General features: G+C 63.8%; 14 protein-coding genes. 3 read left to right on the top strand and 11 right to left on the bottom strand.

Annotation, left to right across the window (positions count from 1 at the left end):
• Nucleotides 1-406 precede the first annotated feature (406 nt).
• The 4 genes from HV823_RS14150 to HV823_RS14135 all read right to left on the bottom strand — a co-directional run bounded on the left by HV823_RS14150 (nucleotide 407) and on the right by HV823_RS14135 (nucleotide 3050).
• Nucleotides 407-1249: an aldo/keto reductase gene (locus HV823_RS14150; RefSeq protein ID WP_176950380.1), complete on the bottom strand. Its 843-nt coding sequence runs from the start codon at nucleotides 1247-1249 to the stop codon at nucleotides 407-409.
• Between the two features lie 118 nt (nucleotides 1250-1367).
• Nucleotides 1368-2150, bottom strand: coding sequence for an anti-sigma factor family protein (locus tag HV823_RS14145; protein WP_176950379.1), 783 nt, complete (start codon nucleotides 2148-2150; stop codon nucleotides 1368-1370).
• Complete coding sequence (locus tag HV823_RS14140; protein ID WP_176950378.1) at nucleotides 2147-2689, bottom strand: RNA polymerase sigma factor; 543 nt, start codon at nucleotides 2687-2689, stop codon at nucleotides 2147-2149. Before HV823_RS14140 ends, HV823_RS14145 begins: the two co-directional genes overlap by 4 nt.
• Entirely contained in the window at nucleotides 2673-3050 is a 378-nt protein-coding gene (locus HV823_RS14135; protein WP_176950377.1) for a COG4315 family predicted lipoprotein, read from the bottom strand. Before HV823_RS14135 ends, HV823_RS14140 begins: the two co-directional genes overlap by 17 nt.
• 222 nt (nucleotides 3051-3272) lie before the next feature.
• On the opposite strand from HV823_RS14135, the gene ku (HV823_RS14130) reads away from it, so the two are divergent.
• Entirely contained in the window at nucleotides 3273-4076 is an 804-nt protein-coding gene (ku, locus tag HV823_RS14130) for a non-homologous end joining protein Ku (protein ID WP_176950376.1), read from the top strand.
• A gap of 3 nt (nucleotides 4077-4079) precedes the next feature.
• On the opposite strand, the gene ligD is transcribed toward ku (HV823_RS14130), so the two are convergent.
• The 5 genes from ligD to HV823_RS14105 form a co-directional block, all read right to left on the bottom strand.
• Complete coding sequence (gene ligD, locus HV823_RS14125; protein ID WP_176950375.1) at nucleotides 4080-6686, bottom strand: DNA ligase D; 2607 nt, start codon at nucleotides 6684-6686, stop codon at nucleotides 4080-4082.
• Between the two features lie 3 nt (nucleotides 6687-6689).
• Nucleotides 6690-7553, bottom strand: a complete 864-nt coding sequence (ku, locus tag HV823_RS14120; RefSeq protein WP_176950374.1) for a non-homologous end joining protein Ku — start codon at nucleotides 7551-7553, stop codon at nucleotides 6690-6692.
• 119 nt (nucleotides 7554-7672) lie between these two features.
• A complete protein-coding gene (locus HV823_RS14115; RefSeq protein ID WP_176950373.1) occupies nucleotides 7673-8482 on the bottom strand; it encodes a crotonase/enoyl-CoA hydratase family protein in 810 nt (269 codons plus the stop codon).
• Nucleotides 8479-9354, bottom strand: a complete 876-nt coding sequence (locus HV823_RS14110) for a hydroxymethylglutaryl-CoA lyase (RefSeq protein ID WP_176950372.1) — start codon at nucleotides 9352-9354, stop codon at nucleotides 8479-8481. Before HV823_RS14110 ends, HV823_RS14115 begins: the two co-directional genes overlap by 4 nt.
• Nucleotides 9355-9429: 75 nt before the next feature.
• A complete protein-coding gene (locus tag HV823_RS14105; RefSeq protein ID WP_425487663.1) occupies nucleotides 9430-10518 on the bottom strand; it encodes an AbrB family transcriptional regulator in 1089 nt (362 codons plus the stop codon).
• Nucleotides 10519-10719: 201 nt separating this feature from the next.
• Between HV823_RS14105 and HV823_RS14100 the strand changes: the two genes are divergently transcribed.
• Complete coding sequence (locus HV823_RS14100) at nucleotides 10720-11847, top strand: ATP-dependent DNA helicase (RefSeq protein WP_176950370.1); 1128 nt, start codon at nucleotides 10720-10722, stop codon at nucleotides 11845-11847.
• 108 nt (nucleotides 11848-11955) lie between these two features.
• Here the strand turns inward: HV823_RS14100 and HV823_RS14095 are convergent, their stop codons facing one another.
• Both HV823_RS14095 and HV823_RS14090 read right to left on the bottom strand, forming a co-directional pair.
• A complete protein-coding gene (locus tag HV823_RS14095; protein WP_176950369.1) occupies nucleotides 11956-12627 on the bottom strand; it encodes a MerR family transcriptional regulator in 672 nt (223 codons plus the stop codon).
• A gap of 214 nt (nucleotides 12628-12841) precedes the next feature.
• Entirely contained in the window at nucleotides 12842-13969 is a 1128-nt protein-coding gene (locus tag HV823_RS14090) for a hypothetical protein (protein ID WP_176950368.1), read from the bottom strand.
• 256 nt (nucleotides 13970-14225) lie between these two features.
• Here HV823_RS14090 and HV823_RS14085 point away from each other — a divergent pair, with 256 nt between their 5' ends.
• A complete protein-coding gene (locus HV823_RS14085) occupies nucleotides 14226-14978 on the top strand; it encodes a pyridoxine 5'-phosphate synthase (RefSeq protein WP_176950367.1) in 753 nt (250 codons plus the stop codon).
• Nucleotides 14979-15162 lie beyond the last annotated feature (184 nt).

Below are 15162 nucleotides of genomic sequence, written 5' to 3'. Positions count from 1 at the left end.
GGCTGTGAACGGTATATCTCCGTAAAGGCTTGGGAATTTTCAAAGAAACAATCGAAGTCCCTGCATGATATCCGAACGGTTTTCGATGTTTTTTGCCTTGATCCTCTTTTCTCCAATATTGTGATAGTTACTCCCAGATCATCGTTGCGATAAATCTCGCAAGTTTCAGCCTCTCTGCATCGCCTCTCCAATTGATGATTTCGTCCATCAGCGAAAATGATGCCAAGGCGGATTGTCGATGACCGATTTTCTGCAGCCGTGGCTGTCGACGGATGTCCGAGGTATGCGGCGGCAACGCCAGCCAACAACAAACGACAAGAAGCTCGAAACAACATTGCTACCGCTTCACTCTGTGGGTGGAGCTCTCGAGTGTGTGCAACTTTATGGCGTTTTTCCGAAGTAGGCCCTAAATCATTTCCAGCGGTTGCTTGTGTCTGGGCGGCGGGAAGGCGGCGTCTAGGGCGGCCATGTCGTTGGAGGTGAGGATCAGATCGGCGGCCTTGCGGTTTTCGGCGACGCGTTCGGGCGAGCCGGACTTGGGGATGACGATGACGTGCGGGCGTGAAAGCAGGAAGGCCAGCGCCACCTGCGCGGCGCTGGCGCCGTGGTTTGCGGCGATGCGGGCAAGTGCGGGATGGCGCACGAGGCGGCCTTCGTCGAGCGGCGAGTAGGCCATGGTGGCGATCCCGCGTTGGTCGGACCAGGGCAAAAGGTCGAATTCGATGCCGCGACGGGCGGGATTATAGAGGACCTGGTTCGCCGCGACATGATCTCCGCCCGCGACCGACGACAATTCCTCCATGTCGTCGACGTCGAAATTGGAGACGCCCCAGCCGCCGATCTTGCCCGCCGCCCTCAGCTCCTCGAACGCTGCGACCGTCTCGGAAAGGGGATGGCGGCCGCGCCAGTGCAGGAGGTAGAGATCGATCCGGTCCGTGCCGAGCCGCTTAAGGCTCGCCTCGCAGGCGGCGACCGTGCCGCGCCGGCTGGCGTTCGACGGAAGAACCTTGCTGACGATGAACACGCTGTCACGGCGTCCCTCGACGGCGCGGCCGACGACCTCCTCCGCCCCGCCGTCCGCATACATTTCGGCCGTATCGATCAGCGTCATGCCGAGGTCGATCCCGGCCTGCAACGCGCGGATCTCGCCTTGCGCTGCCGCACCGCTTTCGCCCATGTGCCAGGTCCCTTGGCCAAGCGCAGGGACCCTGCGGCCGCCCGGCAGGGTTATGTCTCGAATGCCGACCATGTTTGCGTCCTTAAGCGATGACTCGTCTTGTCGAGGGGCACTATGCCAAGTTTTCACCGTTGCTTCCACGCGTTTGCCGACGAGACATTGCCGATGCCGAGGTCGGAGGGGAGCAGTCTCACGCTTCCTCCATCTGCCGGTAGCATTCGTCGGCGACGGCACGAAGATCGTTCGCCGGGATCTCGCCGGTCACTGCGTAGCCGATCGCGCCGTCGATCCAGTAGAAGGTGCGTATGGGGCCGTCCGTGTCGAGACGGAAGCTCGTTTCGCGGTTTTCCGCGTTGCGTCCGACTATCATCGTCAGCCGCTGGCCGCCGGCGTTCTGGTACATCAGCAGCGCACCCGGTCTGCCGCCGACCGGCAGCAGCCTGCCGCCGACGAGGCTGTAGCCGAGGGCGGAAAGATCCGGCAGGCGCAAGCGATAGTCCAGCCGCTTGCCAAGCCAGGCGGCAAGATGCTCCTGCTGGTCGGCGCCGACCTCGACGGGATGGCGCACCTCGCTGGTGTAGACGAGGAAGGCGGAGCGCGCCTCCTGCGCGAGGGAGGTGGTGGACGCCCCGGACGGCGGGGCAATCGTCTCCATGGTCAGCCGACCGCTGCCGAAGCCAGCGGCAAAGATCAGCAGTGCGGCAGCGGCGGCAATTGCGGGGCGGGTGAACCGCGACCCGACCAGGGGACGATTGCGTCTTAGCATTTCGGCGTCGCTGCCGCGGGAGACGAAGTCGCCGGCAAATACCTCCCTTATGCGTTCGTTCTGGCTCGACCAGCTCGCCACGCGTTCGGCATCCTGCGGGTTCGTCTCCAGCCAGGCTTCGACCTCTGCGCGCCGGCCTTCATCCAGCAGGCCGTCGACAAAGGCATGCAGGTCGTTTTCGCCGATTGTGCCGGTCGCTTGCGTCATTTCGATCTCCTGAGGGGGACGATGTTGTCCTGTGCCAGCCGGGTGGCGAGCTGGTGTCGCGCGCGTGACAGGCGGGACATGACGGTGCCGATCGGAACGCGCATCATGTCCGCGGTTTCCTGGTAGGAATAGCCTTCGACCACCACCAGCATCAGCGTCGTGCGGTATTCGGGCGTCAGCGTCTCGAGCGCCGCCCGGATACGGGCCCGCTCCAGCGGGTCGCCTGTGTCATCAGCAAGCGCGACCTGCTCGGCGTCCTCGATGACCGTCGTCGGGCGCCGCATCATCGCCCGATACCGGTTGCGGAACAGGTTGGTCATGATGGTGAAGGCCCAACTGCGGAGGTTGGCGCCGCGCCATTGGGCGCGGCGCGCGAGCGCCGCTTCGACGCAGTCCTGAAGCAGGTCCTCGCCGTCGGCATCGGTGCGCGTCAGGCTGCGCGAGTAGCGCCGCAAGCCCGGCACGAGAGCCAGGAGAGCCTCCTCGAACGAGGCGGCAGCGCCGCCGTCCTCAGGGCCATCGTCAGGGCCGTGCGACATTCCAGACGCCTTTCACCCCGTCGCCGGTCGCATCGCCCTGCTTGTTGTCCTTGATCCAGAAATAGAGCGGCATGCCGTCCTTCGCCCACTGCATCTGGCCGTCCTTGCGCTTGACCAGCGTATAGGTACCTTCGGCCTTGGCGCCGGCTGCGGCCATGTAGGGCGGCCAGTTGTTCGCGCACTGGTCGTAGCACATGGACATGTCCTTCATGTCGTTCTTGTAGGTATAGAGCGTCATGCCGTTCTCGCCGGCAAGGACTTCGCCCTTGTCGGTCTTGACGGTCTTTATGGGAGCGGCCGCAACGGCGGCGACAACGCTTGCGAGGACGAAGGCGGCTGAAGCGAGGAGCAGTTTTCTCATGGCGCTTGTTCCTGTGCCCGGTGGTTGGATCCCGCAAAAGCGGGTGCAGCCGTGAGACACCGGGGTCGATGATAATATTCCCGCTCCGGTCGTGGAAGCGCGCTTGTCGGATGCCCGCTGCGGGCGCAAGATGTCCGCCCGGCAGTTCCATCGGGAACCAACAGGGCGGAACCAAGAGGCGCGAGGCGCGTTTTTTGACGATGATTCGCGAGGGGTGCAGCCATGGCGCCACGCATTTTCTGGAAGGGCTATCTGAAGCTTTCGCTCGTCACCTGTCCGGTGGCGATGACACCGGCGACGAGCGCGGACGAGAAGGTCCGGTTCCATACGCTCAATCGCGCGACGAAGAACCGGGTGGTCAGCCGCTATGTCGATTCCGAAACCGGCAAGGCGGTGGACGAGGACGACGAGGCTAAGGGATACGAGCGCGGCGAGGGCGATTTCGTCGTTCTCGAAGATGAGGAACTGGACGCGGTCGCGCTCGAGAGCACGCGGACGATCGACATCGAAAAGTTCGTCAGCCGCGACAGCATCGACTGGATCTGGTTCGACAAGCCGCACTACCTGACGCCCAACGACCCCGTCGGAGAGGAGGCCTTCAGCGTCATTCGCGACGCGATGAAGGCCGCCGACATGGTGGGAATATCACGCCTCGTCATGTATCGGCGCGAGCGCGCGGTGCTGCTCGAGCCCCGCGAGAAGGGCATCGTGCTGTGGACGCTTCGCTATGGCGAGGAGGTCCGTCCGGCCGATGCCTATTTCGAGGGGATCGGCAAGGTGAAGCTGGAACCGTCGATGATGAAGCTCGCAGAGACGTTCATCGCCGAAAATATCCGCAAATGGTCCCCGGACGTAGCCGACGATCCCGTTCAGGAGAAGCTTCTGGAGATCATCGCGGCGAAGAAGAAGGGGCGAAAGAAACCGGCGAAGGAAAAGGCCGAGGTGCCGGCGCCGTCCTCCAACGTCATCAACATCATGGATGCACTTCGCAAGAGCGTGGCGGCGGCCAAAAAAAACAAGAAGTGAGCCTCAGGCCGCGTCCCCCCGCCGCTGGCGCTTGACCGGGAGCGGGACTGCATCGCTGCGGAAATCCGCCCACGGGTCGGAGGCGAGCTTTGCCAGCCGGGTCGGCGCATTCGAAACGGTGAAGTGCGCAGGGCCGATGGCGGGATCGAGCTCTTCCCAGCCGAGCGGCATGGAGACCGGGGCGCCCGGTCGGGCACGCGTGGAATAGGGCGCCACTGCCGTCTGCCCGCGCTGGTTTCTGAGGTAGTCGATCAGGATCTTGCCATGCCGCTTCGCCTTGGCGATGGTGGAGACGTACTTTCCGGGGCTGTCCGCCGCCATCTGGTCGGCCAGTTCCTTGGTGAAGGTCTTCAATTGCGGCCACTCCGCCGAGCGCTTCAGCGGGGCAACGACATGCAGCCCCTTGCCGCCCGATGTCTTGACATAGGCGCGCAGGCCCATGTCCTGCAGCCGATCCCGGGTTTCCTCCGCAGCGGCAATGACGGTTGCCCAGCCGACGTCCGGGCCCGGATCGAGGTCCATGATCAGCGTATCGGGCTTCTCCCAGTCGCTCACGGTTGATCCCCAGGGGTGGATTTCGAGCGAGGCCGCCTGCACCAGCCCGATCAGCCCGTCGAAATCCTTGATGGCGATATAGGGCGCCTCGCCGGGCTCCTTCGGATCCTCGACAAGCTGGATGGCCGCGTTGATGCCTTTCCATGCGTGTTTCTGGAAAAACTGCTGGCCGTCGATCCCGTCGGGGCAACGCAGAAGCGCCAGCGGGCGATCTACGACGTATGGCTCCATGAACGGCCACACCTCGGCGTAGTAGTCGGCAAGCCCGCCCTTGGTGACGCCCTCCTTTGGCCAGTAGATGCGGTCCGGATGCGTCAGCTGGACCTTCGAGGCCGGTCTCGATGCGGGTTTCGGCATCGTCTTCTCCTTGTTCCTGCTGCGGCCCTTTGCGCCAGTATCGGCGGCCTTGCTCTGCTCGCGGACGATTTCGCTTGCCGGCTTGTCCTCGCGCAGGCCGCGGAACGAGGCGTGGCGAAGGTGGCCGTCGGCGGTCCAGGCACGGAACTCGACTTCGGCCACAAGCTCGGGGCGGACGAAACGCAGGCCGCGGGCCTCATCGCTCGTGAGGCGCGCAGCGAAGGGGCTGGATTCGATCCTGATCCGCTCCAGCCGCCGCGCAAGCTCGGCGGCGACCGTATGGCTGAAGCCCGTCCCGACCCGGCCGACATGCTGCAGTTCTCCGGCCTCGTAGACCCCGAGGGCGAGCGAACCCACCGCCTTGCGCGATGTCGTCGACGGCACCCAGCCGGCGATGACGAACTCCTGCGCATGGGTGCACTTGGCCTTCTGCCAGCTTTTGCCGCGGCCGGAGCGGTAGCGATCGCCGGCGATCTTCGAGACGATCCCTTCCAGCCCGAGGCGACAGGCCTGCGCCAGAAGCAGGGCGCCGTCCTCCTCGAAATGGGCGCTGTAGCGCAACAGGCCGGTCTCCGTGGCAATGACCGTATGGAGCAGTTCCTTGCGGCGGACGAGGGGGAGGGCGGTCAGGTTGTAGCCGTCGAGATGGAGAAGGTCGAAGGCGTGGTAGACGAAACGGTTCGTCCGGCCCTCGCTCAGGTCGGCCTGAAGTGCTGAGAAATCGGAGATGCCGGACTGCCCCTCGACGATCAGTTCGCCGTCGATCAGTGCGCTGCCGACCGGCAGTTCCTGGAAGGCGGACAGGATAGTCTTGCCGAACTTCGCCGACCAGTCGAGCCCGCCGCGGGTCAGAAGCTTGACCTTGCCGGCCTCGATGCGCGCCTGCAGCCGGTAACCGTCGAACTTGATCTCGTGAAGCCAACGTGCTCCCGCAGGCGGATTTTGCGTCAGCGAGGCGAGGGCCGGTTCGACGAAGGTCGGCAGTCGCGCCTTGACCGCACCCTCTTCCTTGGACGGGTCGGCCGGTGCGGGCGACTTGGGCTCGGCCTCGGCCTCGGCCGGATCGGTCTTCGCCTTCGGCTTGCGGGCGGTCTTCCGGGTGATCTTTCCGGTTTTCGACGACCAGCCCGGCTCCTCGCCGGCGACGTCCGCGATCTCCCGCCCTGTCTTTACCGATTCCGGGCGCTCCTCAAGAATGTCGGGCGCATCTTCCGGCCGGGCGTATTCGTCCTCTCCCTTGATCAACAGCCAGTTGTCCGCCCTCTCGCCGGGCTTGCCCTGCATTCGCACCAGATGCCACAGGCCGTTCAGCTTTTCGCCATGCAGCTCGAATTCGAGATGACCCTTGTTGTAGCCCTTGTGCGGATCTTCGAGCGGTTCCCACGTGCCTCTGTCCCATACGATGACGGTGCCGCCGCCATACTCGCCCTTGGGGATCGTCCCTTCGAAGCCGCCATATTCCAGCGGATGGTCCTCGACATGGACGGCAAGGCGCTTTTCGCCGGGCACCAGGCTCGGCCCGCGGGTGACGGCCCAGCTTTTCAGGACGCCGTCCATCTCGAGCCGGAAATCGTAGTGAAGACGGCGCGCGTCATGTTTCTGCACGACGAAGCTGTTGCCCTGCGCCTTTGCCGTCCGGCCCTTTGGCTCGGGGGTCTTTTGGAAGTCGCGCTTGCGATGGTAGGTCTCCAGCGCCATCGATCAGCCGGCCTTGCGGTGTCCGGCCGCGGATTTCGCCGATTTGGACTGCGCCTTCGCCGTGCGCCGGGGTGCGGGTTTTTCTCCCGCGCCCGATGCGGCGGCGCTCTGGCGCAACGCCTCCATCAGGTCGGTAACGTTCGCGCGCTTCGGTTCCTTCCTGCGCTCGATCGTCCGGCCTTCGATCTTTGCCTTCACGAGTTCGGCGACCGCTTCCTCATACCTGTCGTGGAAAGCTGCGGGATCATAGGTGCCCGCCTTGGTCATGATGATGTGGCGAGCGAGATCCAGCATCTCGCCCTTGATCTCCATGTCGGGGATGTCGGCAAAGGCCTCTTTCGCCGAGCGGATCTCGTAGTTGAAGGTCAGCGTCGTCGCGATCAGGCCGTCGCCTTCGGCGCGGATGAGGAGGGAGCGGACGCGGCGAAACAGGACGGCCTGGCCGAGCGCTGCCGAATGCGACTTGCGCAGCGCGTCGCGCAGCAGGACATAGGCTTCGTCCGCCATGCGATCGCCCGGGGCCAGATAGTAGGGCTTGTCGAAATAGACGTCGTCGACATCTGAGAGGTTGACGAAAGAGCCGACCTCCAGCGTCTTGTCGCTTTCCGGCACGGCGGCAGCCACTTCCTCCGGTTCGAGGACGATGTAGTCATCCTTGCCGATCTCGTAGCCCTTCACCTGGTCCTCGCGGACGACCGGCTTGCCGGTGACACCGTCGACGAACTCCCGGCGAACGCGATTTCCCGTGTCCCGGTTGATCGTATGGAAGGCGATGCGCTCGGAGGTGGACGCAGCCGTATAAAGCGAGACCGGGCAAACGACCTCGCCGAATTTCAGGAAGCCTTTCCATTGCGCGCGCGGTGCCATCTGCGATGTCCTCGATGCTGCATCGGAACTGAACGCCTGCCACTCCGGTTTGTTCCGCCACTATACGCCGGTTGCGAACGACTTTACATTGACCTTTGATACCGCTGTTGCGGTAGGGTCTAACGCGTCTCGGTCTTCCACGCCGGAGGCCGCTTCTGCAGGAAGGCGGATATGCCTTCGGTCGCTTCCGGCGTCTCCCAGGTATCTGCCAGCCGTATCAGCGTGTCTTCGATGATCGCGGCGTCGAGCTGAGCGCTTATGGCATGAACCAAAGCCTTGGCGGCTGCGACGGCGGCGGGGGCGGTGGCAAAATAGGGCGCAATCTCCGCTTCGATCGCGTCGTCCAGCATTTCTGCATTGACCACGGCGTTGAGCAGGCCGGCGGTGCGCGCTTCGGTCGCGTCGAAGATACGCGCGGAGGTGAAGTAGCGCATGGCGTTTGCCGCCCCGATCCTGGCAATCACATAGGGGCTTATGGTGGCCGGGATCAGGCCCAGACGGGTTTCGGTGAGGCCGAAGCGGGCATCGGATACCGCGATTGCGGCGTCGCATATGCTGATGAGGCCGACGCCGCCGCCATAGGCCTGACCGTTGACCCGGGCGATCAACGGCTTCGGCAGATCCCTCAGCGCCTTCAGCATCAGGGCGAGCTTGCGGGATTGCGATATGCGCTCTGTTCGATCCGCCTCCACCTGCGCCTTCATCCAGTTGAGATCGCCGCCGGCGCAGAAGCTCGCGCCCGCGCCGGTCAGAATGACCACGCGGATGGAAGGATCGTTCGCGAGGGCGGCGGCAGCCTGCGTGAGTTCGGCGATCATTTCGGCCGACAATGCATTGTGCTGTGCGGCGCGCGAGAGCGTCAGCGTGGCAACCCCGCGACTATCCGTGGAGAATGTGATGGACTGGAATGCGGTGGTTGGGGATGTCATCGGCTCTGTTCCTCTCCGGGTGCCGCAACGAGCGCGCGGGCGAAGTCCGCAGCCTCGGAAAGCTGCAGCAAATCGAGCCCTGTCGAATAGCCGAGGTCCTCCAGAAGGGCGGCGACGGCCCGCGTGTCCACATTGCCTTTGGCGCCCGGCGCATAGGGGCAGCCGCCGAGACCGCCCGCGGAGGCGTCGAAGACGCGAAGGCCCATGTCGAGACTGACACGGATGTTGTCGAGCGCCCGGCCGCTTGTATCGTGATAGTGACCGGCAAGCTGGCCCGGAGGTGCAACGGCGAGGACGGCGGACAGCATGGCGGCGATTTCCAGCGGGCGGCCGCTGCCGATCGTGTCGCCCAGGCTCACCTCGTGGCAACCGAGCGCCAGCAGCCTTTGCGCCACGTCGGCGACGGCTCCCGGCGGTGTCGGACCGTCATAGGGGCAGGCGACGACACAGCTGACATAGCCGCGCAGCGCGATGCCGTCTGCCAGTGCCTGTTCGGCGACCGGCTTCAGCCGCTCCAGGCTTTCGGCGATCGAGCAGTTGATATTGGCGCGCGAGAACCCTTCGGAGGCGGAGACGAAGATCGCAACCTCGTCGGCGCCGGCGGTCCTGGCCGCCTCGTAGCCCTTCAGGTTCGGCACAAGCGCGGCATAGCGAACGCCAGGCCGTCTTTTGATGTTCGCCATGACCTCCGCCCCATCGGCCAGTTGGGGTACCCATTTCGGGCTGACGAAGCTCGTCGCCTCGATGCGCCGGAAGCCGCAGGCCGACAGGCGGTCGATCAGTGCGACCTTTTCGGCGGCCGGAATGATGCGCTTTTCGTTCTGCAGGCCGTCGCGCGCGGCCATTTCGACGATCTCGACGAAATCCACCATCGCCCTTCCTCCCGGGACGTCATGGTAGCGGTCATTCCTGTCTTGGCAACACTTGCGGCCACAAGGGTCCGGATCTCAAGCCCTGTCGGCGACGAAACGGGCGATGACAGGGCCGATCAGCGTGATGATGACCAGCCGGGCCGTCTGCAACGCCATCACGAAGGAGAGGTCCACGTTGCTCGATGCGGCAATGACGGCAATCGAATCAAGACCCCCGGGGCTCGTTGCCAGGTAGGCGGTCATCGGGTCGATGCCGAGCCATGCGACGAGGGCGAATGCCAGCAGCCCGGAAAAGGAAAGCAGCACGATGATCGAGATGACGGTGGGCGCGAAGGCGCGGCGCGCGTGGCGCAGGATCGACCGGGTGAAACCCAGTCCGATATTCCAGCCGAGGAGGCCGAACGCGATTGCCAGCAGCCATTGCGGCAGTTCGAAGTGAACCGTTCCGGTCATCGTCAGCGCCGAGCCGACGGCAAACGGGGTGAGAAAGGATCCCGCGGGAATCCGCAGCCAGCGGCCGATGAGCCCGAACACGATGCCAATGCTCAGCGTCAGTGCGACGTTGCCGGCGTCAAACGGCGCAAACAGCGAGCGCTCGTCGGCGCCGACCGCCTGATGGCCGCCGAAATGGGCAATCAGGGTGGCAAGGGTCGCGACGAACACGACGCGCAGATACTGCATGAAGGCGACCAGACGCACGTCGGCACCATAGGCGCCCGCCATCAGCAGCATGGTCGAGGCGGCGCCGGCCGAGGAGCCCCAAATGGCGGTCGTCCCAGGCAGGATCTGCATCCGGGTGATGACCCAGCCACAAAACGTGCTCATGGCGATGACGGAAAGGACGATCAGCAGGAACAGCGGCCAGCGCGAAAGAAAGGTGCTGACCAGGCTCGGCGAGACCATGCCGGCAATCATCATCGCGAGCACGACCTGAACGCCGAAAAAGAAGATGCGGGGAAGCCGGATCGTTCCGCCGTTCACGCCGACGATCACGGCGGCAACCATCGGGCCCATCATCAGTCCCGCGGGAATGCCGGCGAACTCAAGCGCTGCTGCAAGCGGAAGCGACAGCGCAGCCAGCAGAAGCCATTGGGCATAGGGCTTCAGGCCACCGAGACCAGTTCCCGCGTTGTCTGGGTCGGATTTGGGATGCTTGGCGTTCAAAGGCAATTTCCGCTGCGCTGAGCCGGGACAGGTCGCCGCCTTGATATTGTGTCCAAATGACATTTTCCATTGCGAAATCCTGCCCGCGCCGGAAAATCGTGCTTGCAGCGTTCGGCAGGGATCGGGTGCGAGCAGGACGGGAAGCGGTGGATGCATGCGGTTTTCCTTGCGTCGGAAAGACGAATCCTGCCAAGTCGCCCCATGGAATTCGCACCACAACAAGACGAGGCCCTCAAGGCCGTTTCGCGCTGGCTGAAGGAAGGGCGTTCGCCGCTCTTCCGGCTTTTCGGTTATGCCGGCACGGGGAAGACCACGCTCGCGCGCCATTTCGCCGAGCATGTCGACGGTGACGTGCTGTTTGCGGCCTTCACCGGCAAGGCCGCGCAGGTGCTGCGCTCCAAGGGCGCCAGCAATGCCCGCACCATCCATTCCCTGATCTACCGGCCGCGCGGCGAGGAAGAGGTCTCCGACGAAGAGACCGGCAAGACGTCGATCGCGCCGATGTTCTCGATCAATCGCCAGAGCCCCGTCGCCAAGGCGGCGCTGATCATCGTCGACGAATGCTCGATGGTGGACGAGGCGCTCGGCAAGGACCTGATGAGCTTCGGCACGCCCATTCTCGTCCTCGGCGATCCCGGACAGTTGCCGCCGGTGACGGGCGGCGGCTACTTCACCAGCCAGGAGCCGGATTACCTTCTGACCGATATCCACCGGCAGGCGCGCGACAATCCGATCATCCAGCTCGCCATGCATGTGCGCGAAGGCAAGGAGATCCTGTATGGCGACTGGGGTACGGCGAAGGTGATCCCGAAGGGCGAGGTGACGCAGTCGCTCGTGCTGGAGGCCGACCAGGTGCTTGTCGGCACGAACAAGACCCGGCGTCGCTACAACATGCGCCTGCGGGAATTGAAGGGTTTTTCGACCGGCTATCCGCAATCGGGCGACAAGCTCGTCTGCCTGCGCAACGATCCGGCGAAAGGCCTGTTGAACGGCTCTCTATGGCAGGTGATGACCTCGTCCAAAGAGACGGTGAAGCCGGGCATCAACCTGATGATCCGTCCCGAGGACGACGACATGGACAGGGGGGCGGCGAAGATCAAGCTTCTGAAGGCCGCTTTCGAGAACGTCGAGGAGGAAATTCCCTGGTCGACGCGCAAGCGATATGACGAGTTCGACTACGGCTATGCCCTGACCGTTCACAAGGCGCAGGGCTCGCAGTGGAACGACGTCGTGCTGTTCGACGAAAGCTGGGCGTTTCGCGATACGCGTGAGCGCTGGCTCTACACCGCAATCACGCGGGCGGCAGAAACACTGACGATCGTGCGCTGACCGCAGCCGGAAAGCTGCGCTGCCGGACCGGATCGGAATCCGCAAAGGCCGGACAGCAGCCCTGGAGACATGCGTCCGCGCGTGTTTCGGCTGCAGGTGCCGGTAATTTCAGTGGCCGATGATCCCGAGCAGGACAGCCTTGGCCACCGCCTGGAACCGGTTGTTGCTGCTGAACTTTCGGATGATTTCTTTCTCCATCGACTGCACCTGGCCGGGATCAACGTCCAGTGCGCGGGCAATTCGCGTCGTCGGATAGCCCTCGGCCATCAGCGTCAGGCAGCGCAACTCCTCATCGGACAGGGCTTCCGGCCGAGTATTGTCGTTCATCTCGATTTCCGGGCCGCCATTGAATTCGAGCAGTTCGCCGATCTGCTGCATCTGGCGCCGGATCGTCGATTGCTGGGCGGCCAGTTCGCGCTTGCGCGAGATCATTGCGCCGCGGAAGATCGCATCGGCCTCATCCTGGTCGGCCGCCTGGCAGAGGGCATCGAGCAATTCCTGGATGGCGGCTACCGGCATTCCGGTTTCGCGGCAGGTGTTGACGACCGCCATTTGCTGGATTTCACGCGGGCCGTAGACGCGCATGGGGCCGACGCGGTCTGCGGTCAGTAGCCCTTTTTCCTCATAGAAGTGCAAGGTGCGGTGAGTGACGCCGAAGGCATTTGCCATGTCGGCGATCGCCAGCCGGCCTTGCGGGAGGTTTTCGGGCAAAGGTGCGGCCGGCAGGAAGCGGATCGAACGTGCGCCGGATTCGGTCGTCTTCACGGTTTCACCGATCATTGGAAAGGCCACCTACACGATTTCCCAGCATCAGCACTTTTCCCTTCATGTCGCAGCCCAACCCGCATCCGTCGTTATGGGTGAGGCAGGGCCGTCTCATCTTTGCAGAATACGAAGAGCGCCACTGCTGCTTCGGATGCAGGGGAGGTTAGCGGCGGCGTGCGGTCTTTGATACCCCCATATCTAGGGGGGAAGGGCGATTTGCGCTGTACCTTCAACGATCGGGCCGGTCGGCCATGGCATTTTCGGAAGCGGGGTCTGGCACCGGCGGAACGCCCGCAGCCGCCACCTTCTGATGCTCCCGAAGGCAGGCATTCCGCCCGGATTCGGCCGCCTGCAGGCAGATCATCGTGCTGCTCGAAAGACCGTTGCTACCGGCATGAATGTACAGTCGGCCATTGGCGGAGAGCGCCCGTGTGGCGAATCTGAACGCATGGTAGGCGCTGGCCGAATCATCGAGTTCGCCCGCCGGGAAATGATCCGCATAGACCGTGACGTTGCTCTGCTCATGAATGAGGCGTGCGTAGATTTCACCACCGTCACGCGTCGTTTCGATGCGTATGCGATAGGCCAGGGGTGTTTCCTTCCCCTCAGATCGGCCTTCGACGAGGCGAACCGTCTTGTAGTATCGCGCCGCCCGCTCGATCGCTTCCGCCAATTGTCGGCACGCGTCGGTACCGGGCCAGCAGCGCTCTATGCGGATGCTCGGAAGCTCGGCGCCCTTGTCCAGTTCCGCGCGTGCGTTCTCGACATACACGCGCGCATTTTCGATCGAGTTTGCGGAAAGTTCCGAATACGAAACCGGCGCCAGCACCAACAGCGGCAAAAGCGTCAATAGCGCGAGGTGCGAGGAGATCGGCGCGGGCTTCCAGCAGCGATAGGATAGAGTGCGCCGTTCCTCCCGCGGTCTGAAGGGCATCACGGGCGCAGAAGGTGAATCAGACGGCAACGCCGCAGTCGATGCATTGCGGCCTACGGTTGCATCCTGGACGTCGGCATGGCGCCATTCGTATACCGGGGCATAGCTGCCGACCGGGATGCGTATGCGCAAGGGCACATCGGCGCCCTCGGTTTCATAGTACTGATCAAGAAGCTTGCGCAGCTTGCCCGCCTGGACACGAACGATCGGATCGCTGCCGGCATCGAAGCCTTCCGGTCGAGCGAAGACATCCACCCCGATGGTATAGCCCTTCAGTTGTTGAGCCTTGCCGGCAAGCTCGCATTCGACCACATAGGAGAGGAACGCGCGCAGCCGGCCAGAGCGAGAAAAGGTCTTGCTCTCCAGAATATCACCGACGCTGGCCCGCACGAGAAGCGGGGAAAGTGCGCGATGACTGTTCATAAAACTCCCGCAGTCATGCCGATGACCGATACTCCGTCCATTCGATTCGTGGTCTGGCGCGGCCTTTGCGCGTCGGCTGGAGCGTAGCGAAGATTCTTGCGTTTCGGCAAGTCTCGGCGCCGATTACCCACGGTTCTCCCAATGCCGGCCCTCATTCCCTCTGATTGTATCGCGTCGGTCGCTCGCACTTGATGGTGATTGAATGCGCGATGGCGACAGGCTAGAGCTTGGTCAGGCCAATAGGGAAGAGACTGCCATGCCTGCGAAACTGTCGGTGAACCTGAATGCGATCGCGATGCTGCGCAACCGGCGCGACCTGCCGTGGCCGAGCGTGACCGGTCTCGGCCGGATTGCGCTGGAGGCAGGGGCAAGCGGGCTTACCGTGCATCCGCGCCCCGACCAGCGCCATATCCGCTTTTCGGACCTGGGGCCGATCCGGACACTGATCGACGGTTCGTTTCCCGACGCCGAATTCAACATGGAGGGCTATCCGGAAGAGGGCTTCCTGCGGCTCGTCGAAGAGCATCGCCCGGAGCAGGTGACGCTCGTGCCGGATGATCCGGCGCAGGCGACTTCCGACCACGGCTGGGACTTTTGCAAGGAGCACAAGTTGCTCGAGGTGGTTGTCGGGCGCCTCAAGGCGCTGGGCCTCAGGGTTTCGCTTTTCGCCGACGGCACGCCGGATCGCGCGGCGTTGACGATCGCACGCGAGGTCGGCGCTGATCGGATCGAGCTCTATACCGGCCCTTACGGCGGCTGTTTCGACGATCCGGTGCGTGCTGCGGAACTTGCGGAGGAGTTGGGCCGTACCGCGGATATCGCGGCCGACCTCGGGCTCGCCGTCAATGCCGGCCACGATCTGACCGTGGCCAACCTTCCCGCACTGGCCGCACGCATTCCGGCACTTGCCGAAGTCTCGATCGGCCACGGCCTGACCGCCGACGCGCTGGAATACGGGATGGCCGAGACGGTCCGCCGCTTTCGCCGGGCCTGCGGCGAAGCGGTCTGAAGCAAATCTGCTTAGAGGGAAAGCCCGCTTCGGCGCTGGATCTGCCATGAAATCGTCCGTCCGGTTGCGTCAGGCAAATCCCTGAGTCGGGAGCACGGACTTGGGGGAGGGGGGCTGGTGGCGAGGCCGCCAAGGCGGCCTCGCCGGCGGATGGCTTCAAGCCGTAAGCGCTTTCGCATTCTGT

Origin of the sequence: Mycoplana rhizolycopersici (assembly GCF_013378445.1) — a bacterium.
GTDB classification, from domain to species: Bacteria; Pseudomonadota; Alphaproteobacteria; order Rhizobiales; family Rhizobiaceae; genus Mycoplana; species Mycoplana rhizolycopersici.
The sequence above is the reverse complement of the archived record's forward strand: the minus strand, read 5'-3'. Positions and strand labels throughout refer to the sequence as shown.